This window comes from Endozoicomonas sp. (genome assembly GCF_965196975.1).
GTDB lineage: Bacteria > Pseudomonadota > Gammaproteobacteria > Pseudomonadales > Endozoicomonadaceae > Endozoicomonas.
The window spans coordinates 885,486-904,871 of sequence record NZ_OZ239981.1 but is presented as its reverse complement, the minus strand read 5'-3'; the positions used below and the strand labels follow the sequence as shown (position 1 = coordinate 904,871).

Here is a 19,386-nt window from a genome sequence, read left to right as displayed (position 1 = left end):
TATCACAAAACTATGGACTATCATTTCCAGCGCAACTATTCCGGTCGACCCGAAGCTCATTTCTCCATGGACCATGAAGCCATGGGCATCTGGCTGACAGAAGAACTGGGCAGCAACAGGCAGCAGCTGGAGCACCTGTTACAGGTAGTGGATAGTCTGGAGAAAGGTCAGCGCTGGGAGTATTTTGACGATGGCAATGACTATCGCCTGCATCTGACGCGCGATCACGCCGAAGTGCGGGCAGCCCTTCTGGATACCGAAATGGGCTGTGATGAAATGGAAGAGCTGGACTATTACGACAATGAGTCCATCAGCCACTGTGGGCTGGATGATTTTAAAACGCTGCTGGTCTGCTGGCAGGACTTTCTGAATATATAAGTTTTAAAGTGTTTTACTATTATCACTTTAAGGATAAGTTCAAATAGTCAATCAACTCGGCTTGCGCCCTCTTAAGTATTTCGGAAGAACTATTGTTTCTGAGGGCACCCAATAATTTTCGTATATCAAAGAATTAATACTCTATAAAAAAATTTATATTAAAGCCTATTAATCGACTATTTGAAAATATGTTTTTCCACAATTGATTCTTTCTTTTTTTGATCAATACCCCCATTTCCATCATCCAACTGGCTAAATGCTTTACAGATTAAACTATACCCTTTCTCCTGAAGATACCTATTGACATCCCAGGTTTTATCGTATTTTTTATGATGCGAGCCGGTATTATCTTCATACTTATGATCTATGGATGCTTGTAGAGAGTGGGTATACCTTTGATAATGCTCACTTAACGACTTTTTTTCGTGGGATTTTTTTGATTTATCAGGGCGAATATCCATTTCCATTTCTTCTGGACTAAAATCTTTCATCTTTTTGGCATTCTGAATGGTTCTACTCATGAAGGGAGGTAATGATGCATGCCTGACGAAACCTGCCATTGACATCTTGCTCTCCTTTTCAAAACGAGTCATGAAATCCTCAAACTTTAGAGCATTTTTAACAACCAGCATCGCATCGTTGCGGCATGAATGATAGTCTGCCTGGCGCTTCTTTGTATGATCTACAAATGTAACCTGACAGTTTTCTATCGCCATTGACAACACGTATAAGGCACCCTGCATTTGATGAGCAGCGCTATCAAGAACAACAATATCAACCTTCCCAGCTCTCCGGCTGATCACTAAAGGAATAAAATGGGAGTCCGCATCATTCCCGGGATCAACATTAACCAACACGCCTGATTGAAAATCTCCATCATATGAAGCCATCATTTTCTCAACAAGCGGCTTAATGTTGAAAAAGCCTGATACTGTTATATCAATATCATACTTATCATTGTAATATGATGCAGCTGCAGCGAGAGCCAACTCAGATGGAAAGACAATTTGGGAACCATTTTTAAACGTCGTTATTCTTGTGTTTCCAGGTTCATCCACTTTTCGAACATCTTCTTTGAGAACACCCAGTTCAGGGTGCGTTGTTAGTAAATCCGTAGCACTTTTGATACCACTCATTAATGGTAAATTCTGTACAAGCTCAGAGTTTACTTCATCGTGAACAGTGTCACTCGTTTCATCAAAACCTTGCTTTTTGACTGCAAGATTTTCAAGATTTTCTGCCGCTATGGCCAAATCAAGCAATTCCTGAGTTTTTAAAATTCTATCAGAAGATTCATACTTTATTAGTCTATTATTAAGAGCAACAAAGGCATCGTGCAAATCACTATCAACTGTAACATTACATGACATGAAGCTTCTCGATAATAAACTTCTGAGATTACCGGGGGTTAAAATATGTTTAAAAGGGGTACTCTCTCTGAATGATTGAAACAATAGTGCTCTATTTTCACAGCTACTATGGGAACACCACTCATAATAGTTAACTGTCATGCCCGCTTCTGTTATTTCCAGCTCTACCAAAAGCATCGTTTTGCAAATTGAAGTTTCTATAGATTCAGGCAACATGCTGAATCTTGAAGATAGTTTACAGCGTGCACTCAATGAAGCCGGGCAGCTTGGAACAAAAGAGTTATTGGGGCTATTTGAATCACCCAATAAAGAACCTATCGTCGTTAATCAGCAGAAGTGGAACTACAAAGGAAAGGTTCTTAAGCACTATGAAACCTTATACGGTCGTATACCTTTGGAGCGCTCCGTATATCAGGGTGTCAGAGGTGGCAGTACTCTGGCAGCACTTGATCTTCGTGCCGGTATTATTGGTTCAGCTACCCCCAAATTTGCCAAGTCTATCGCCTGGAAATACAGCCAGATGCCAGCGCCTGCGGTAAAAGAAGATTTTGAGACCAACCATCAAAGGACGCTTTCAAATTCTTATATCAAGCATTTATCGGACAGAGTAGGTGCATTAATTGAAGACCAGCAAGACACTCACTACCACCTTCCTCCACTAAAAGAGCCTGTTGAAACAATAGCCATTGGTCTGGATGGAACCTGCATGCTGCTTTGTGAAGAAGGCTGGAGGGAAGCCATGTGTGGGACATTGAGCCTATATTCTGCAGATGGAGACAGGCTCCACACGATATATACAGCCAGTTCGCCAGAGTATGGTAAACAAAGCTTTATGAGCAAGCTCGACGAGGAGATTGCAGATCTAAAACGACTCTACCCAAATGCCACATACATCGGGGTAGCTGACGGGGCTAGAGAAAACTGGAGTTATTTGAAACAACATACCTCTGGGCAGATACTCGATTTTTATCATGCATCTGAATATTTAGCTGGAGCAGCGGAAGCACTGTTTCCAACCAGTAAGGCGAAGCGACACCAGTGGCTTGAAGACAGGCTACATAGTTTGAAAAACAAGCGTGGAGCAGCCAAAAAAATCCTTCAGGAAATTGAATCAGCCGAGCTCCCGAAAAAGACAATCGCACTGACAGAGAAGCGCTACAAAGCTGTGAGCTATTTTACAAACAATCACCAGTTAATGAATTATCATCAGGCGCTTAAACGCCATTGGCCAATAGGTTCAGGAGTTACTGAAGCGGCTTGTAAGACTCTGGTAAAGCAACGATTATGTGGTTCTGGAATGAGGTGGAAAGCAACAGGAGCGGAAGTGCTTTTGACAACAAGAGCACTGATCCAGAGTAAGGGGCGCTGGGAACAACTTTGGTCTGAGTTCATGACTGGAAAGGTTGAAGCTAACCTATGAGTCAGTTATCAAATTGAGAGAGCACCCTTTAAAAGAGCCATCTAATTTATCAACTTTTCTGAGCCCTCGAAATTTCTTACCCCCAACATCTCCTGCATCAAGAGGTTTTTGATCATCTAAAGCATTAAATAATCTATCGTGTAAAACCTGTATAGATTCTCTGAAATCCGTTATTGTTTTCATAATCGTCCATGATTCTTACATCCATCAAAAAATTATAGCAAACAGGCACTATCTCCAGACAAGAATCATCTAACTCTTTGAGTACATTATTTTTTATGATCGTGGACTATTCGCGGTAATCCCCAGAAACCCCATCTCACATTTCATCGCCAATCTTAAACTGCAAAGCCTGAAACACATCGGCCAGTTCGGCTGCACAGTTTTTCAACTCCACACGCAGGGTACTGAACTCACGGCGTTCCGGATAATCCTTACGGAGCCGATCAAACGTCAATCGACGCTGAGGCTCCTCAGCCCCCATCAGCCCTTTTCGCATCACCGCATCATCACGACGGATGTCGTAAACCGAACGGATCGCTTTTGAACAGGTGGTTGAAAACGTCATACCTTCACTGAACTTCATCTGTTTCAGCACAGGCAGTGGCGTAATGGCCGGCAGTCGAACCCTGGCCGGAAGACCAAAGTGCTGGCACAGTGCCTTGTAGATCATCTCCGTACCGCGAATCTTTCCATCCAGGCTATAGCCGGCAATATGGGGGGTCGCAATATCGACCTGAGCCATCAATTCCGGGTCAGCATCGGGTTCGTGCTCCCAGACATCCAGCACCACGGTCAGATCATCACGCTCACTCAGACACTGCTTCAGCGCGGCATTATCAATCACCGGGCCACGCCCGGCATTAATCAACACCGTTCCGGGTTTCATCGCCCGGAGCTGCAGCTCACCGATCAGATAATGGGTTGGATAAGGGCCATCCATCGTCAGCGGGGTATGCAGGCATATAATGTCCGAGCACTCAATCAGCTGATCAACACTGACATAGCGGGCATCATCACGGCTGTCTTCGTTTGATGCCAGCAAAGGGTCACAGGCACAGACATCAACCCCAAGACGTTCCATCATGCGGTACAGACGACCGCCCACCTGCCCCTTGCCAATGATGCCAACCCGTCGGTCACGCAGCTCAAAACCATCACGCTCTGCCAGAATATCCAGGGCGGCCAGCACATACTCCACCACGGCGGTGGCATTGCACCCCGGCGCATGACTGAAGGCAATACCCTGGCTGGCCAGATAGTCCCGATCGATATGATCAAACCCTGCGGTGGCCGTCCCCACAAACTTCAGCGAACTGTTTTCCACCAACTGCCGGCTGACCTTCGTTACCGAGCGTACCAGCAAAGCATCCGCATCCTGTACATCCTCCGGTGAAATGCTACGACCAGGCAGTGCCACCACTTCCCCCATCGCCCCAAAGCACTCCATCAACAAAGGAATATTTTCATCGGCCACTATTTTCATAAAAGAGGGTTCATCACCTTGTTTTCATTAACGCGCTGAGTCATTCAACAGCTAAAAAATATTGGTTATGTTATACCAATATGAAAGGATCCATAACAGTATGACTGCCCAGGGTTCTGTCCGAATAGTACAGGGTAACACAGGGACGAAGACACGCCTTTAGCGTCTAATAAGCCGCACAGAGATTAATAAATGATCATTGTGCTTATTTTGGCCTTTAATGATTGTCAGCAGTTACAGGCATTTTTTCGACACCTGAGGACTTATTCTATGGCCAATGACTGTCCATCCTGATGAACAGTGAATCAATGAATTTGAGTATCGAAAGGAGTATACAGGGAGGGAGAAACTGGAAGGGAAGATCATCATTTCGGCTATGTTAATCCCCCCGTTTAAGTGGAGCTTTGGTATCCACTTAAACGGGGGGAAGTACGCCGCCTCTGGCAGGCCTTGTTGGCTTTCTCTTCATCCGTTTACATTGAAAGCTCTTTTAAATATGTGTAACCATCATTATCCAGTGTGTAATGCACACCGAACACCTTACCGCTACCGTACATCACCTTTGTTTCCATAACCTGTATATTCTTTGACTGTAAGAATTGCTCTATCGATTTGGTACCTTTTGACAAAGCCTGCTCATCAGGCATGAATTTAGGCAGAGACATAACAAATACAATTTTACCTGAGTCCCCACCGGAAATTCGCAGCTTCGTACCTTCAATCTCTATTTCCCTGGTAGAGCCGGACATTTGAGAACAGTCGTTATCAAGCATAAGGGTTCCACACCCAGCAGCTGCACTGTAAGTACCGGCAGACTTACCGTTAAAATCAACGACCTCTGGTGTGCTTGCGCAACCTGAAAGCAGTAATACTGCAGAAATGATTACAGCCTTTTTCATTATTTGAGTTTCCTTATCAGCTGGTGACACTTGTTTAGAAAGTTAATGCCTAGCAGCAATGGCAGTTAGCGTGTCCAGCCCGCTAGGGCGATACTGCCTTTGCTTGTTACACGGATTTTACTACCAGCATTTGGGTAGCTCCCTTTTGAAATTGATAACCTACATTGGCCAATGATGTAGATAAACCAAGGTCACCCAGCGCAGACATTGCGGCTTGCAAGTGTGTTGAGATTTTGCCGTCGAGTGATAACAGTGGGTATACCCTCACCTCTTTTGCGACTCGACTTAGCTCTATAAGTGATTGAATATGCTCATTTAGACTAATGTGCTCGCTATATAGAAACAGATAATGGGAGCAAAGTGCTAAGTCAAATTGTTTATCAGAAAAACTGACTGTAGGTAGAGACGCCTCAATATAGCGCTCTTCTTCTTTTCCTTTTTCATAGTCCGCTATGAATTTCTCCATGGCAGACATTCTAATGTTTCCCAGCGCCTCTACTGACGGAATGCTCTCCCACAGGTATTTGTCTTTATTAGCCTGCATTTGCGGCATGATTTCGTCGTAGACTTCGGCAATACGGCTTTGAAGTTCTTGAGCAGTAAACTTATAAGCTGGATCAATAGATACTACGCTGCCACCTTGAGAAGAGTGTTCTGCATTGAATGATGCTGGGCCATCGCCACAACCTAAAATAAACTTTTTAAGATCATCTTCCGATAGAGAGAACATTTCCCGGTACTCTTCGAAAGATCTCCCCCAAGGGACTACATTCTCCAGTTTCACTTGATACGTCCTTAATAAGTGTAACGCCAAGCTAACGTGCCCGAAACCGTGGCATACACTTTTGCGGAGCAACATTGCCACGCGTTTTGGGTCACTGTTGAGCACCTTGTTAAGTGTTGATTGCTAAATGCTGCTCATCGAAGTTCTGTTTCAAGCTTTCAAACTCAGGTTTGAGCTTGGGGTCTAATGAGGACACAATTCTGATGCCTGCATCAATTAGTTGCACCGCCAATATACTTACATAAATAGAATGTTTCTCCGCAACATCCTGATTATAAATTGAAACGCCAATCTGTTTTTTAGCTTCGTTGTACTCGAAATGTCGAGTGAACAATGAACCTAAGTTACAATGAGCCTCTGAACAAAGTTCAGCATAAACTGCTTCGTACTCACGAAGCATGTTAGCCATTGAGAACTTATCTTTAATTCGATAACTATTTTTAATCCCCAACTCACGCTTAATATCTTTGATGAGAACTTCTTTTTTAGGTATCTCAGTGCCCACTATTTCAACTAGAGACTTTAAATATACATTTCCATTTTTAGCAGATTTCAAAGTGCGTAGCTTATGTTCATGAAACTCTAACTCTATATGCTTCAGATAGTTATCATCATCAATCAAGTTAATCAATTCAACATAGTTCTCTAAAAATGTTCTATAAACGGACAATGAACCAGTGTAATCCTCGTTGCTAATCAGCGTATGAAATGATTTTGCCAGCTCAATTAGACTGCAATAAATCGAGATACTATAACTATGCGATTTTATTTTCGTAACAAAGTTGATTTTGGTGATTTTTTCGTGAGAAAAATCCAACACTTCTTGCGGGTGCTCTCTCTGAATGATTGAAACAATAGTGCTCTATTTTCACAGCTACTATGGGAACACCACTCATAATAGTTAACTGTCATGCCCGCTTCTGTTATTTCCAGCTCTACCAAAAGCATCGTTTTGCAAATTGAAGTTTCTATAGATTCAGGCAACATGCTGAATCTTGAAGATAGTTTACAGCGTGCACTCAATGAAGCCGGGCAGCTTGGAACAAAAGAGTTATTGGGGCTATTTGAATCACCCAATAAAGAACCTATCGTCGTTAATCAGCAGAAGTGGAACTACAAAGGAAAGGTTCTTAAGCACTATGAAACCTTATACGGTCGTATACCTTTGGAGCGCTCCGTATATCAGGGTGTCAGAGGTGGCAGTACTCTGGCAGCACTTGATCTTCGTGCCGGTATTATTGGTTCAGCTACCCCCAAATTTGCCAAGTCTATCGCCTGGAAATACAGCCAGATGCCAGCGCCTGCGGTAAAAGAAGATTTTGAGACCAACCATCAAAGGACGCTTTCAAATTCTTATATCAAGCATTTATCGGACAGAGTAGGTGCATTAATTGAAGACCAGCAAGACACTCACTACCACCTTCCTCCACTAAAAGAGCCTGTTGAAACAATAGCCATTGGTCTGGATGGAACCTGCATGCTGCTTTGTGAAGAAGGCTGGAGGGAAGCCATGTGTGGGACATTGAGCCTATATTCTGCAGATGGAGACAGGCTCCACACGATATATACAGCCAGTTCGCCAGAGTATGGTAAACAAAGCTTTATGAGCAAGCTCGACGAGGAGATTGCAGATCTAAAACGACTCTACCCAAATGCCACATACATCGGGGTAGCTGACGGGGCTAGAGAAAACTGGAGTTATTTGAAACAACATACCTCTGGGCAGATACTCGATTTTTATCATGCATCTGAATATTTAGCTGGAGCAGCGGAAGCACTGTTTCCAACCAGTAAGGCGAAGCGACACCAGTGGCTTGAAGACAGGCTACATAGTTTGAAAAACAAGCGTGGAGCAGCCAAAAAAATCCTTCAGGAAATTGAATCAGCCGAGCTCCCGAAAAAGACAATCGCACTGACAGAGAAGCGCTACAAAGCTGTGAGCTATTTTACAAACAATCACCAGTTAATGAATTATCATCAGGCGCTTAAACGCCATTGGCCAATAGGTTCAGGAGTTACTGAAGCGGCTTGTAAGACTCTGGTAAAGCAACGATTATGTGGTTCTGGAATGAGGTGGAAAGCAACAGGAGCGGAAGTGCTTTTGACAACAAGAGCACTGATCCAGAGTAAGGGGCGCTGGGAACAACTTTGGTCTGAGTTCATGACTGGAAAGGTTGAAGCTAACCTATGAGTCAGTTATCAAATTGAGAGAGCACCCCTTCTTGCAATAACTTAAGCTCCATCCCTACCTCTAGATTTGCATGCTCATGATTACACTTAACGCCTGCTTTCGGGGCGTAGCAGGCTTCCCGCACGAAGTACTTGTTAGCTGAATTTTAACGGACTCTGGAAGGTTAGAGCTAACTCTATTGCTAATTGTAGATATCTACGAGTTTGTTTATTGGTAGGCATAAATTCTGGTACATGAGCTGCGTCATTTCTCAGTTTTCTCAGGTCTTCAAATAAAGGAAGAATAGTTTTTACGTACTGGCCAGTGTTTATTAGCTCGATGATCAGTTTTCTAGGTGAGGGAGCTCTTTGGAATTTTATACCATTGTTCTCTGCCGCTATTAGTAGCTCTTTTTCTACTTCAACCCATGCCTCTAATAAAGCTGCTCTTGGAGACTCTTCTGCAATTCTCAGTAGTTGCTCATACTTTTCTGCATACGGATCCGGATAAATAGGTTCCTCGTCGTAAATATGCTTCTTATTTTCAGATGTATCCGGAGCTACTTTCTTTGCTTCTTTTTCTGCTGATTCGAGATTCTTCTCAAATTTTGCTTCAAGATCTTTATATTTTACTTGGCTCATTCTGCCCAAGAGTTTTTGTAACTCTCCTCGAAATATATAACCTAGCCATATAGCAGCTATTGGCCAGGCTAGAGAATCTATGAGTTTTACAATATGTTCCATTTACACCAATACTCGATGGTTGTGAATTCAGCTAACGTCTAAAGCACTGGCAGCTTGCTGTCCGGTGCCTTTATTTGTTATGAGAAATTTTCAATGTAACGTCAAACCGGTTACTTGAATAATTTCACTCACAAACTCTACTATTTCTTTACCCCATATTTCGTTATGTCCGGGGATGAGTTTGTCCACTACAAAAATGCTCATATAGGGGTTATTTGCTAATGTCTTGTTGTAGGACTTAAGCTCAACATTACTTGTTAATGGTATGATTCCTTCACCACTCTTTTGATAATTAAACCAAGATGCCTGACTAGATAAAGTTTGTATTTCCTCTATGGGTGTAGTTCTATTTTGTAATTGATGAGAGCTATATGCCGCATGGTGTCCGATAGCGATCATATCTGCCCTCCATTGGTTAACAGGATACTCATCTTCTTTATCGTAAGGCTCTCTACAGCGTTTGGCCATTTTATCCTCATGGTTTTCCAAAAGCGTGTAAGGCGCTCTACCAATCTGGAATGTAATACCTACAGCCTTATCTTGCTTCGATGCAAGCACCATGAACTTCGGCAATTGGGTTTCTGGGTATGGCAAGCAGTTATATTGTGATAGTTCAAATAGGCTTTGATACTGCAATGATTCAAAAGCTGGATTCATCAGTAAAACCAAATCTCCAAAACCATCAACCTCATTTGTTGTTCCGAACGGCCGGCTTTGAATGAAGCGACCTGCCAAAACCCCCTTTATGGCTGAATATAAAGCAGCGCCCCCAAAACTGTGGCCGATTGTAATCAATTAGGACTTTCGCATTGACAGGCAGCTGTAAAAATTGCTAGATCAGCAAAAAATAGCGGATGTCGTCGTGCGTAGAAAGATAACAAGACCTACAACAGCTGGGTGTGATTTGCCGAAATATACAGGGTTTCTATTGTGTGAGCCGAAATCAGCAACCTGTACTCGCCTTAGTGAGATCGGAGATATGTCACACCACAGCGTTAACCGTTTTCTACAACGTGAAGACTTTGCTCCCAATGACCTTTTCATGGAAGTAGCCGCAAGGCTGATTCTTGATGGGGGCACGCTATCGGTTGATGATACGGTGCTGGATAAGCCGTACAGTAACTACACGGCATTCATCGGCTATCATTACTCGGGCAAGCATCATAAAGCCGTCAAGGGCATTAATCTCATAACGCTCTATTACACCGATATCAAAGGCTATAGCCTTCCTGTCAATTTCCGTATCTATGACTCTGCGGACGGAAAGTCCAAAAATGATTATTTTCTCGAGATGCTGAAAGAAGTACTTGTATGGGGCTTACGACCTGCATTTGTTACGGGGGATTCCTGGTATAGCAGTGCCGCAAACCTGAAGACTGTGAAAAACAACGGTCTGGGTTTTATGTTTGCCGTTAAAAGCAACCGTACTGTTTCTATCCAAAAGGGTGACTACCAACAAGTGCAGAGCCTGGAGATTCCTGAAGAGGGAATAACCGTTTGGCTACGTAATTTTGGTTCTGTGCGTTTGTACCGGACGCGGCTAAAAAACGAGCTGCGCCATTACGTCGTCTACACACCCCATGCTGGATCAGAGGTATCACCACAGGTAGGCTTTAATGAACTTCACCTGCACCATTGGGCGATCGAAGAGTATCACCGGGCGCTGAAACAACTCTGCAGTATTGAGCGCTTTCAGGTGAGAGGAAAGCAGCAGGTCAGGAACCATATTTTTGCCTCTATCTTTGGGTATGCCTGCCTTCAGGCCAAGAAAGTATCTGAATCTCTCAGTAGCATCTATCGCGTTAAGAATGATGCGCTCAAGGATGCTATTTGGGACTTCATTAAGAGCTTCTCTGATGGTAAAGACTGGCTGAGACCATCTTTTATCAGAGCTGTCAATGCGTAAGTTCTATCAATTTGTTCTGTGATTCACGAACAGGGTATCCTTTCACAGCATCTTCAATTTCTAAAAGGACGGCTGTCATACCATTCTGACCCACTTCATGAGCGGTACGCTTTCGGTTCCAAAAAGTGGCGAAATCCAACGGTCCTCTGACAACTCTACCTCGCCAACCTAGATAAATACCTATTACTTCGTGATCTGCATAAGCGTCTGCTGCTTTTGCTAGCAATTCTTCTCGAAACCGATATATATCCCTATCTTCTGGATTTCCTTCTGCATTATGGTGCCACCCGTGAATAAAAGTTAACAACAACACCGGCTTGTCACTTTGGCTCGCCAATTTCACTCTTTCACGTACTTGTGACATGACTATATCTTTTTTATCTCGCCCTTGAATAAAGCCCTGATCATCAAATTCAATAAATCCAAGATGATATTCTGAGTTTTCAGTTTTTTGTCTTGTAAATCCAGAAGCCGGACAATCGTTCCTTTTTTCATATTCACAGATGGTTCCAAAATCTGTACGGTGCCCCTTGTTGGTTACGCACCCTGAAATAAATACGGTTACGACAAACGATAATGCAATCTTTTTTATCATTAGTGATACTCCTTATCTTTATTCAATGATTTTTATCTCATAACGCCTGCTTCAGCTGCGTCTCTGCAGGAGGCGTCGGGTCGCGAAGCCACGAACTGGAAGCATTTGTTATGTTTACTAATTGCACAGTAACAAAATTCGATTGACATACCGAACCCTGCCTATACTATCCCTCTATTGAAGAATTCTGGTTGAGTGTACTTAACCACAAAGAGTTGGGCCAAACGACTTCAGTTGACGCATTGATGAGCGGTATCTTGTCTCTGAGTGTATACGCAGGTGCTTTTTTAGGCTTAGCATGTACTATGATGGGAGTGCCAGTTATGGACTTGAATACAATGATTGAATGGTGCGGAGGGGTACTGCGGGTTACCAAAGATTCAGTTATTGCTCAGATATAAATCACTGTTGTTGCCAATAGTCCCTGAAGGTTCAAATCCTTCACCCGCACCAGATTTTAGCCAGCAAATGATACTATTTGCTGGCTTTTTACTTTAAATAGCAATAACGATATCCAGTGTTATTCTTAACCTGTTGTATAATATTTTGAGTAGTATTCTTGGTTACCATTTTCAAATAATGCGCTTTTAGATTGCAGCATCTATACGCTATAACAAACAGATATTTTTTGTAGAACCCTATAACCATTTAGAATGATTTTCTTTTCGGATTTACAGCCTTCTTTTTTCATAATAAATGCTACTCTCTGAACTAGCATATCAAGCTCTTTTAATTCGTTAGGATTCATATTCCCGCATTCAGCAATATTAGTTAAAAAGGCAGTTTTTCTAAGCCTACTATTAGCTTTTTCGTTTACAGGTTTTGTTTTAGTACTTTTTAAGTATTCTTTGTATAACTTTTCTTCAGGTGTTTTTTTCTTTGGCAATTCATTGAAACGTTCTTAATCTTTCTTGCTTCTTGTTTTCGGAAAATTAGTAAAAGCTCTTTCATAGCCATGAGTTTCTACAATTTTATCTTTATTTACCTTATCCCAATCAAGATTTTTTGACACTATTCGTACCCTCTTGAGAAACTGGTGTTACCCACGAAAAGTGGACACCTATTGTTGGTTTCTACGCTCAAACTCAACAGGACTTAAATATCCCAGTGATGAATGCCGTCTGATTCGGTTATAAAATATTTCGATGTATTCAAAGATTCCAGATCTGGCTTCTTCAATACTCTGAAATCGTTCGGCATAAACTAATTCAACTTTTAACCGGCTAAAGAATGACTCCATAGCTGCATTATCCCAGCAGTTACCAGGTCTGCTCATACTGGGCTCTCCACCATATCGCCGAATCAAACTCTGGTAACGAGTAGCCCGATATTGAACACCACGATCTGAATGGATAAGCAGCCCAGGCTCTGTTGATCGCTGGGCAAAAGCCATCTCAAGTGCCCGGGTGACCAACGACTCAACCATGGTGGTATCTAAAGCCCAGCCGATGATCCGGCGAGAATAAAGATCCATCACAGTTGCGAGATACAACCATCGGCTTTTTACCCGGATATAGGTGATATCAGTTGTCCACTTCTGGTTTGGCTTATCGGCCTGAAAGCAGCGGCGCAAGCGATTTTCAGCAACACCGTACAGCGCTTCAGCACTGGGCGAATATTTAAATGCGCGTCCATTACGCGCCTTGAGCCCAACCTGTTTCATCAGCCGGGCAACCATATTCAAGCAACATTGTGTTCCTGAGGCTTTCAGCTCCTGTGTGATCCTGGGTGCACCGTAGCGAGCTTTGAAAACCTTAAACGTATTAACAATGGCTGTTTTGATCTTATCCGAGCGCTGCTTTCGTACGCTTTCACCGGACATCTGCCAATAATAGAACCCAGAACGAGAGACGCTCAGAACGCGACACATCAACACCAGAGAGTAGCAACCGCGATATCTGGCAATCAGGGCGTACTTCACTCTTGGTGTTTCGCGAAGTACGCAGACACCTTTTTTAGAAACTCATTCTCCTGCTTGAGGCGGTGGTTCTCACGTTTGAGGTTTTTTACCTCATCGGATTCTTTGCGAGAATAGTCGACACCTTCAAGTGAATTGAACTGTTTTTCTGAAAGACGGGAAAACTGTCGTTTCCAGTTATAGATCTGCTGAACACTGATCCCAAGCTGTTCAGCAACCTCTGAAGCTTTTCTATCAGGTAATCCCGCCATGCGAACGGCTTCTTTGCGGAATTCTTCAGTATAAGCAGGATGTCTGTGTTTACTCATGACTCACCTCATCGTTAGAAGATAATCTAACTTAATGAAGTGTCCAGTATTCGTGGGTAACTCGAAAACATAACGCCAAGTTAAGCGGCGCGCCGACAGGCGCGTCCGGTGGAATGGCGAAACCCTGGAACGAACTTGAACTTTTTGTTAGGTGCGATTGTTGTATATAGTTCTGATGAGAGGATAAGCAGATTTTTTTATTGCTGTCATCTTAGTACCAAGAAGATCTATTTTTGGGGATTCAGGTCTCTTCATAAGAAGCTCTTGATAAATACTCTCGAGTATTTCTGTACACTTTTCTAATTCGTCTACAAGTTCATCGCTACCAACTAAATTTGTCATTGCTCTTACAGAATGAGCTTCACTTGCAGCTTGTGAAATAAAAACCTTTGCACTTTTAATATCATTATTATGAAAATTCATTGCACATTCATTAAAAAGTGTTTCAACTTTTTCAAAACCAATGGCAATTTCTTTTGCTAACTGCTGATGCTTTTCTAAAGCCTCTTTTTCAAGCGAACTGGTATGATTTGTTATTGATAATAGATAGGTCGACAATCCTGTAATGGCAGCTCCTAGCCCGATTTTAACTGCTGTATCAATGATATCTAGTGTAGTTGTCATTATTGAGTCTCAAATCCTTATCCTGTTCTATATATGGGCGTAAGCACCTAACATTGTATTAAAACTCAAGTAACTATTCAGCACCCAGCAAAGGCGTATTGTTGTAATTTCGAACCGCTTTAAGAAGCGCCTGAAATATGTTCAACCCCTGCTTTTTAGCAGATGATAAATAGCTTCGGATTCGGGTAAACATGGTACCTCCGTCTTCGCTTCTGAAGCAGCCTGAGATCTTCTGCTTAAGTTTGGCCATCCTGGCATCACGTTCACTGCCATTGTTATCGAAGGGAATTGAAAAGTCCGACATGAAGCGCAACGTTTCAACCTTAAACTCAATAAGCCTTTTGAACAGGTTGTAGGCCTTGGTATTCCTGACCTTCTTACGTCCAAGCACCTGTCGTTGTTTTTCCATATAAGCGGTTTCCTTCGTGAGAGCCCTTTGAAGGATTTGGTCGTATATCGTCTCAATGCGAAGCTGTATTGCACCAGGCATTTGAGTCAGACCGGCTGCTTTGTATTTCTTGCAGAAGTGCCAGGAGAGCGTAAGCAATTTCATCAGCCGCAGAGCCAGCTTATTCGCATCCCTATCGACAACTCCCTGAAGCTCTCTCAGATGATGGGCATTACAAAGCACATGCACTGCCGCATAGGCAAAGTAGGACTTCCAATGATCGTGAACCAGAATGCCTGCAAAAGTCAGCAGGATGCCCATTGCATCCATTGCTTCACAACCTCGCCTTTCTGAGAGGTAGTAAAGCGTCCATTGGTCATCTCGCATAATGTGTAACCACCACAGTGAACCGTCAACCCGCATGCCAGTTTCATCCGCTCCTGCAACCGGACTTTCTTGTAAAGCATCGCGGATACTCTGCTCAGTAGAGGCCAGGTTCTCATGGGTATAGGCAACAAAATTGGCAACAGAGCCTGCGCTGACACTCATGCAATAAATAGTATTGAAATACTCAGACACCCGGTGATATGGGATGAAGTGATACTGGTTTAAATGAACAGCCATTGCCTGAGTCACTTCTCCGTATTGAGCAGCGGCTTTCACTCCTTGGGGAAACTCAGCGGTGTTCCGTTTACCACAAGGACATACTTTAACGTCTGCCCAGTACGCGGTAACTTCAAATTCTCCGGGTCTACCTGGATCAAAAACCTGTCGCTCAATGTATTTGGTGGGTTTAATATCGATAAGCGAAGACTGGCAACAGCAACATTTTTCAACCTTCAGATGCCTGACATAATCGGGTAAGGCGACACGTCTCAAACAAGAGCCTTGATGACCTTTCTGGCCACCTGGTTTATTGCCTGAAGATGGTCTAAGGCTTTTGGGGTTCGGTGTTTCCTGTGAGGAGCAGGGGGCTTCTTTGGAAGATGTATCACCTTTATCACTCCCTTTTTTACTGGGCTTTTGATAACCATCTGACGATGGTGGCTTACTACTGTTTTGACTGTTTTTATTAACCCTTTCTTCCAGTTCGCTGCAACGTTCCCGTAAAAGCGCATTCTCGGTCCGAAGCTCTTCATTCTCTTTAAGGAGAGCTTCGGTAAACGGAGTAGCTGGGAAGTCTGGTTCCATACTGGAGATTTGTTAGAAAAATTGAGTATAAGATGATGGTCGAAAAATCAGAAAATTCCAGATTTATATGAAGGGTGCTGAATAGTTACAAACTCAAATGAGTAATATTGGATATTGCACTCACTTGAGATATAGCACCCCATATAAAGCAATAACATCTCACGTGAGATATATCACCCTTTTGAAAAACAATGTAACCAACTGAAATATATTAATTTAATGCACACACCTTCAATAAATCTCAGCTGAGTTATTTGTTATATTCCCAATAACAACAATAACGCTGTACAAAAAAACAGCATTGAATACTGAGCAGCTGTTCATCAGGCACGCTACCGCCAGTCCACTTGTACTTCTGCCTTTTACTGACATCCGGGAGCCCATATATGAAACAGCTCAACAACAACTTTTGTAATATGAGAAGTACGTGATGTGTGCACCATAGCTGGCTAAAACTGAACTAAAGTATCAGATAAAAACGGTCAATTGAAGAATATCCTTTATTATTAATCCATCGCCTTATAATTATCTCAAATTGCCCTGATGATGGACGTTTCGGACTGCTATTCAATGCGGTATGACACCGTCTACTTGGCCTATCCATTTAGGTTCGAGTCTATCGGCTGCTTCATGATCAACTGGGGGAATTTCATCGTACTTCAGAATATACTGGAACAGATGGGTATAAAATTAACGATAACGTACACAGCGATTGCCCCTGAGCATGCTAAAGATGCCATAAGTCTGAACCCGTTTTCCCTGCGTGAACGACAGTGATTGCATAAGAAAAGAGCCAAATACTTTATGAATAGACTTCCGTTCTCGCTGCGCCTTCGCTCCCTTAAGAGAGTTCATGCCATCTCCGAACGGATGAGCAAGATTACGGTACAACGGCCTTCAGCCCTGTTATTACTCGCGGTTTTCCTGCTCTCCGGCTGCTCAGACCAATCCTCACCGGACTATTTTCTTGAGGAATACACCAAACGCCTCAGCCGGGTTACCGATGTCGATCTTCCTGGCCCCGATATCGCCCTGCCAGCCTTGCCGCCATTAAGGCAGCGCGCTTACCCGGCACCCGATATTCGCATAAAAGCACTGGAGGCGCTGGATCTGCTTAAATGCCCTGCACTCAGCCAGGCCGTGGCGTATCGAAACAGCAGCCTGGGCAAGCAGATGCTGCCCTCTCAGCACTATTTTTATGAGAAAACCCTGTTATCGCTGATCCCCCAGTGCATCCGTTTTTTAGAGCAGACGGATGAGGACCCGGAGGTCATTGCCAAACTTCAAGGGGTGTTCACCGAAAAGCAGGCATCGTTTCCCGCCATTGAGTGGAATCTGATCTTTGCCAACACTGAGTTCAGCCGGCAGTTGGAGAGCCAGGGCCGACTGCTGCCTGCTGATGGTCAGACGGGTTTTCAGGGCACCCGGGAAGCACTGAACTACCTGACCCAGCTACTGCCCGATCAAACGCTGGAAGCCCCCTATACCCTGGCCAACCTGGAGAACCATCTCCAACAGGTTTCCGCCTCCCGGTACCTGGGAGCGTTAATTTACACCGCCGCGGTATTAAGCCAGACGCTGAATCACGCGGCCACTATACTGGAGCGTCGTCTGCAGAAAGGGCCTGTCTGCCCAGCGGCCGACCCGGCAGAAGAAGAGAGGTTGCACAATGTCTTCCGGCTGTTTTACCGGGAGAAGGTTCAGCCTTATCTTGCCAGGGTTCATCAGGAAGGCGGCATTATCCGGAATGACGTCAGGCGCCTGCTCTCCTTCCTACCAGCGGCACCCGACGAGGAAGCTCAACGCTATCTCCGTGTGATCACTCAGGCGTCCAACCTGAACAGTCCCTGGTACCGGCTGGAACAGAGCATCAAACACCATACCTCCGTCTGGGGACGATTTCTGGAGCAGTGTGGCAAAACGCCAGCGGTTTCAGATCAACGACCGTGAACCAATCACACGGCGGTTTATGAACACAGAAAAACGGCATCGCTGCTCATTTAATGGGCTTTCTTAATAGTGAGTTTTCTTAAGAGACATGTTTATGCTGCGCCTTTACTCATATTCCAACCCATTACCGACGATACCGGAAGAACCAGAAGCGGCGCAGCTTCAGTTGACTGAAAACCCGGTAACACAGAGTCCTTCTCAACAGACAGTTTCAAAAGCTGACCATCCACCACACCATGAAGGCAAATCACTGATGAATGCCGCTATCTCTGTTATGCCGGATTCAGACGTTACCCCTCACTTAACACCAACGGTCAATGACAGGGAACCCTCTCCCTTTCCCTCCTCTGAGGCCGTAGCCGTTACCCTTAAGCAGGGAAAGAGTTTGTTACAGGAAATTGTCGATCGTGAGCAACGTCGTATCCAAGCCTCAATTGAGAAACATCGTGCCGGTAATCACTCAGAACCCAATAGCGGATTTATAACCAGCCCTCTAAACAAGTTACTTTCAAAGGCCAGCCCTGAACGAAGCCTTGTTCTTAACACCCTTTTGATCGATAGCCAGCACGTTGATAGCACTTATATCATTCCAGATGGCATTAATGCTTTAGAAGAACTGGATCGTATTCAATATTCTGTTCTCACCCCCAATGAGCAGGAACAATCTCAAAGTCCCCCGCATCAACCAACCCGCACTTTTTCTATCAGCCAGTTCCTTATAAACACAACCCACCGCGAAGTCAGGGCAACCGTAAAGCGGAAAACCATGGAGCTGGTAGCGCTTGCCCAGAAGCAGCCTGCTGGTCACTGGCCAGAACCCAACGAACAAGGAGCAGCCAGACCCGAAAGCGCCCTTTCGTTTCCAGCCATTATTCACCAGATGACCGGAACGATGATCGATTCAATGACCGATACCACTATTACCTTTATGATTATTCCTACAAGCAAAAGCCATATTCTTATAGCAAACCTTATAGACCAATTAGAAGAATACAGTGAATCTTTATGGCCTCCTCCCCTATCCACTCGGCAAAAGAAAATCAATAAAGTCTACAATGAGCTAAAACCACACCTTCGAAAACTACATGCCGGTTTCTACGCAGTCCACTTTAATAAGCTGGATCAATTATTCTCCAGCTTTTCATTACAGAAACAATTTAACGAATTACAGGAAAATTCGATCACTGAGCACCGGTGCAAGCTTGTTTATATTGAATAAGGCAATCCCAGCTGATGAGTAGCACAAGCATACATAT

General features: G+C 43.8%; 20 protein-coding genes. 6 read left to right on the top strand and 14 right to left on the bottom strand.

What is annotated here, in order from left to right:
• Window positions 1-12 precede the first annotated feature (12 nt).
• A complete protein-coding gene (locus tag ACOCLE_RS04025) occupies window positions 13-378 on the top strand; it encodes a YacL family protein (protein WP_419535609.1) in 366 nt (121 codons plus the stop codon).
• A gap of 176 nt (window positions 379-554) precedes the next feature.
• Here ACOCLE_RS04025 and ACOCLE_RS04020 read toward each other — a convergent pair whose 3' ends face one another.
• Window positions 555-1,889, bottom strand: a complete 1,335-nt coding sequence (locus tag ACOCLE_RS04020) for a hypothetical protein (RefSeq protein ID WP_419535608.1) — start codon at window positions 1,887-1,889, stop codon at window positions 555-557.
• Here ACOCLE_RS04020 and ACOCLE_RS04015 point away from each other — a divergent pair.
• On the top strand, window positions 1,888-3,168 hold the full coding sequence (locus ACOCLE_RS04015; RefSeq protein ID WP_419532972.1) for an ISKra4 family transposase: 1,281 nt from the start codon (window positions 1,888-1,890) through the stop codon (window positions 3,166-3,168). The two genes, ACOCLE_RS04020 and ACOCLE_RS04015, sit on opposite strands and share 2 nt — an antisense overlap.
• Here the strand turns inward: ACOCLE_RS04015 and ACOCLE_RS04010 are convergent.
• The 5 genes from ACOCLE_RS04010 to ACOCLE_RS03990 form a co-directional block, all read right to left on the bottom strand.
• On the bottom strand, window positions 3,163-3,351 hold the full coding sequence (locus tag ACOCLE_RS04010) for a hypothetical protein (RefSeq protein ID WP_419535607.1): 189 nt from the start codon (window positions 3,349-3,351) through the stop codon (window positions 3,163-3,165). The two genes, ACOCLE_RS04015 and ACOCLE_RS04010, sit on opposite strands and share 6 nt — an antisense overlap.
• Before the next feature lie 136 nt (window positions 3,352-3,487).
• Window positions 3,488-4,654 carry a 4-phosphoerythronate dehydrogenase PdxB gene (gene pdxB / locus ACOCLE_RS04005; RefSeq protein ID WP_419535606.1) on the bottom strand — a complete coding sequence of 389 codons (1,167 nt, stop codon included), beginning with the start codon at window positions 4,652-4,654 and terminating at the stop codon, window positions 3,488-3,490.
• A gap of 473 nt (window positions 4,655-5,127) precedes the next feature.
• Window positions 5,128-5,553 (bottom strand): hypothetical protein, encoded by a 426-nt coding sequence (locus tag ACOCLE_RS04000; RefSeq protein WP_419535605.1) that lies wholly within the window; start codon window positions 5,551-5,553, stop codon window positions 5,128-5,130.
• A gap of 106 nt (window positions 5,554-5,659) precedes the next feature.
• The gene (locus ACOCLE_RS03995; protein WP_419535604.1) at window positions 5,660-6,337 is read right to left on the bottom strand and encodes an SAM-dependent methyltransferase; all 678 of its coding nucleotides are present in this window, start codon (window positions 6,335-6,337) and stop codon (window positions 5,660-5,662) included.
• A 109-nt stretch (window positions 6,338-6,446) separates the two neighbouring features.
• A complete protein-coding gene (locus tag ACOCLE_RS03990) occupies window positions 6,447-7,154 on the bottom strand; it encodes a DUF5677 domain-containing protein (protein WP_419535603.1) in 708 nt (235 codons plus the stop codon).
• A gap of 93 nt (window positions 7,155-7,247) precedes the next feature.
• Between ACOCLE_RS03990 and ACOCLE_RS03985 the strand changes: the two genes are divergently transcribed.
• A complete protein-coding gene (locus ACOCLE_RS03985) occupies window positions 7,248-8,528 on the top strand; it encodes an ISKra4 family transposase (protein WP_419532972.1) in 1,281 nt (426 codons plus the stop codon).
• Window positions 8,529-8,662: 134 nt separating this feature from the next.
• On the opposite strand, the gene ACOCLE_RS03980 is transcribed toward ACOCLE_RS03985, so the two are convergent.
• Together ACOCLE_RS03980 and ACOCLE_RS03975 are read right to left on the bottom strand one after the other, a co-directional pair.
• Complete coding sequence (locus ACOCLE_RS03980; protein ID WP_419535602.1) at window positions 8,663-9,250, bottom strand: hypothetical protein; 588 nt, start codon at window positions 9,248-9,250, stop codon at window positions 8,663-8,665.
• Window positions 9,251-9,340: 90 nt separating this feature from the next.
• On the bottom strand, window positions 9,341-10,045 hold the full coding sequence (locus tag ACOCLE_RS03975; protein ID WP_419535601.1) for a hypothetical protein: 705 nt from the start codon (window positions 10,043-10,045) through the stop codon (window positions 9,341-9,343).
• Between the two features lie 67 nt (window positions 10,046-10,112).
• Between ACOCLE_RS03975 and ACOCLE_RS03970 the strand changes: the two genes are divergently transcribed.
• On the top strand, window positions 10,113-11,156 hold the full coding sequence (locus tag ACOCLE_RS03970) for a transposase (protein ID WP_419533005.1): 1,044 nt from the start codon (window positions 10,113-10,115) through the stop codon (window positions 11,154-11,156).
• On the opposite strand, the gene ACOCLE_RS03965 is transcribed toward ACOCLE_RS03970, so the two are convergent.
• From ACOCLE_RS03965 to tnpC, 6 genes are all read right to left on the bottom strand, one after another.
• Window positions 11,146-11,751: a hypothetical protein gene (locus ACOCLE_RS03965; protein ID WP_419535600.1), complete on the bottom strand. Its 606-nt coding sequence runs from the start codon at window positions 11,749-11,751 to the stop codon at window positions 11,146-11,148. The genes ACOCLE_RS03970 and ACOCLE_RS03965 overlap by 11 nt on opposite strands.
• A gap of 601 nt (window positions 11,752-12,352) precedes the next feature.
• Window positions 12,353-12,637 (bottom strand): hypothetical protein, encoded by a 285-nt coding sequence (locus tag ACOCLE_RS03960; RefSeq protein WP_419535599.1) that lies wholly within the window; start codon window positions 12,635-12,637, stop codon window positions 12,353-12,355.
• Window positions 12,638-12,811: 174 nt separating this feature from the next.
• Window positions 12,812-13,672 (bottom strand): IS3 family transposase, encoded by an 861-nt coding sequence (locus ACOCLE_RS03955; protein ID WP_419533453.1) that lies wholly within the window; start codon window positions 13,670-13,672, stop codon window positions 12,812-12,814.
• Entirely contained in the window at window positions 13,669-13,977 is a 309-nt protein-coding gene (locus ACOCLE_RS03950) for a transposase (RefSeq protein WP_419533454.1), read from the bottom strand. The genes ACOCLE_RS03955 and ACOCLE_RS03950 overlap by 4 nt, the downstream gene beginning before the upstream one ends.
• Window positions 13,978-14,124: 147 nt before the next feature.
• Window positions 14,125-14,601 (bottom strand): hypothetical protein, encoded by a 477-nt coding sequence (locus tag ACOCLE_RS03945; protein ID WP_419535598.1) that lies wholly within the window; start codon window positions 14,599-14,601, stop codon window positions 14,125-14,127.
• 73 nt (window positions 14,602-14,674) lie between these two features.
• Window positions 14,675-16,180, bottom strand: coding sequence for an IS66 family transposase (gene tnpC / locus ACOCLE_RS03940; protein WP_419532963.1), 1,506 nt, complete (start codon window positions 16,178-16,180; stop codon window positions 14,675-14,677).
• Window positions 16,181-16,984: 804 nt separating this feature from the next.
• On the opposite strand from tnpC, the gene ACOCLE_RS03935 reads away from it, so the two are divergent.
• On the top strand, window positions 16,985-18,130 hold the full coding sequence (locus tag ACOCLE_RS03935) for a DUF3080 family protein (RefSeq protein WP_419535597.1): 1,146 nt from the start codon (window positions 16,985-16,987) through the stop codon (window positions 18,128-18,130).
• A gap of 94 nt (window positions 18,131-18,224) precedes the next feature.
• Window positions 18,225-19,349 carry a hypothetical protein gene (locus ACOCLE_RS03930; RefSeq protein WP_419535596.1) on the top strand — a complete coding sequence of 375 codons (1,125 nt, stop codon included), beginning with the start codon at window positions 18,225-18,227 and terminating at the stop codon, window positions 19,347-19,349.
• The last annotated feature ends 37 nt before the right edge of the window (window positions 19,350-19,386 follow it).

What these genes read in the sequence shown, in the direction of transcription:
- tnpC (WP_419532963.1), bottom strand. Translation starts at nt 16,180, where the DNA reads ATGGAACCAGACTTCCCAGCTACTCCGTTTACCGAAGCTCTCCTTAAA.
- pdxB (WP_419535606.1), bottom strand. Translation starts at nt 4,654, where the DNA reads ATGAAAATAGTGGCCGATGAAAATATTCCTTTGTTGATGGAGTGCTTT.
- ACOCLE_RS03980 (WP_419535602.1), bottom strand. Translation starts at nt 9,250, where the DNA reads ATGGAACATATTGTAAAACTCATAGATTCTCTAGCCTGGCCAATAGCT.
- ACOCLE_RS04015 (WP_419532972.1), top strand. Translation starts at nt 1,888, where the DNA reads ATGCCCGCTTCTGTTATTTCCAGCTCTACCAAAAGCATCGTTTTGCAA.
- ACOCLE_RS03945 (WP_419535598.1), bottom strand. Translation starts at nt 14,601, where the DNA reads ATGACAACTACACTAGATATCATTGATACAGCAGTTAAAATCGGGCTA.
- ACOCLE_RS04010 (WP_419535607.1), bottom strand. Translation starts at nt 3,351, where the DNA reads ATGAAAACAATAACGGATTTCAGAGAATCTATACAGGTTTTACACGAT.
- ACOCLE_RS03930 (WP_419535596.1), top strand. Translation starts at nt 18,225, where the DNA reads ATGCTGCGCCTTTACTCATATTCCAACCCATTACCGACGATACCGGAA.
- ACOCLE_RS04025 (WP_419535609.1), top strand. Translation starts at nt 13, where the DNA reads ATGGACTATCATTTCCAGCGCAACTATTCCGGTCGACCCGAAGCTCAT.
- ACOCLE_RS04000 (WP_419535605.1), bottom strand. Translation starts at nt 5,553, where the DNA reads ATGAAAAAGGCTGTAATCATTTCTGCAGTATTACTGCTTTCAGGTTGC.
- ACOCLE_RS03950 (WP_419533454.1), bottom strand. Translation starts at nt 13,977, where the DNA reads ATGAGTAAACACAGACATCCTGCTTATACTGAAGAATTCCGCAAAGAA.
- ACOCLE_RS04020 (WP_419535608.1), bottom strand. Translation starts at nt 1,889, where the DNA reads ATGACAGTTAACTATTATGAGTGGTGTTCCCATAGTAGCTGTGAAAAT.
- ACOCLE_RS03985 (WP_419532972.1), top strand. Translation starts at nt 7,248, where the DNA reads ATGCCCGCTTCTGTTATTTCCAGCTCTACCAAAAGCATCGTTTTGCAA.
- ACOCLE_RS03965 (WP_419535600.1), bottom strand. Translation starts at nt 11,751, where the DNA reads ATGATAAAAAAGATTGCATTATCGTTTGTCGTAACCGTATTTATTTCA.
- ACOCLE_RS03935 (WP_419535597.1), top strand. Translation starts at nt 16,985, where the DNA reads ATGAATAGACTTCCGTTCTCGCTGCGCCTTCGCTCCCTTAAGAGAGTT.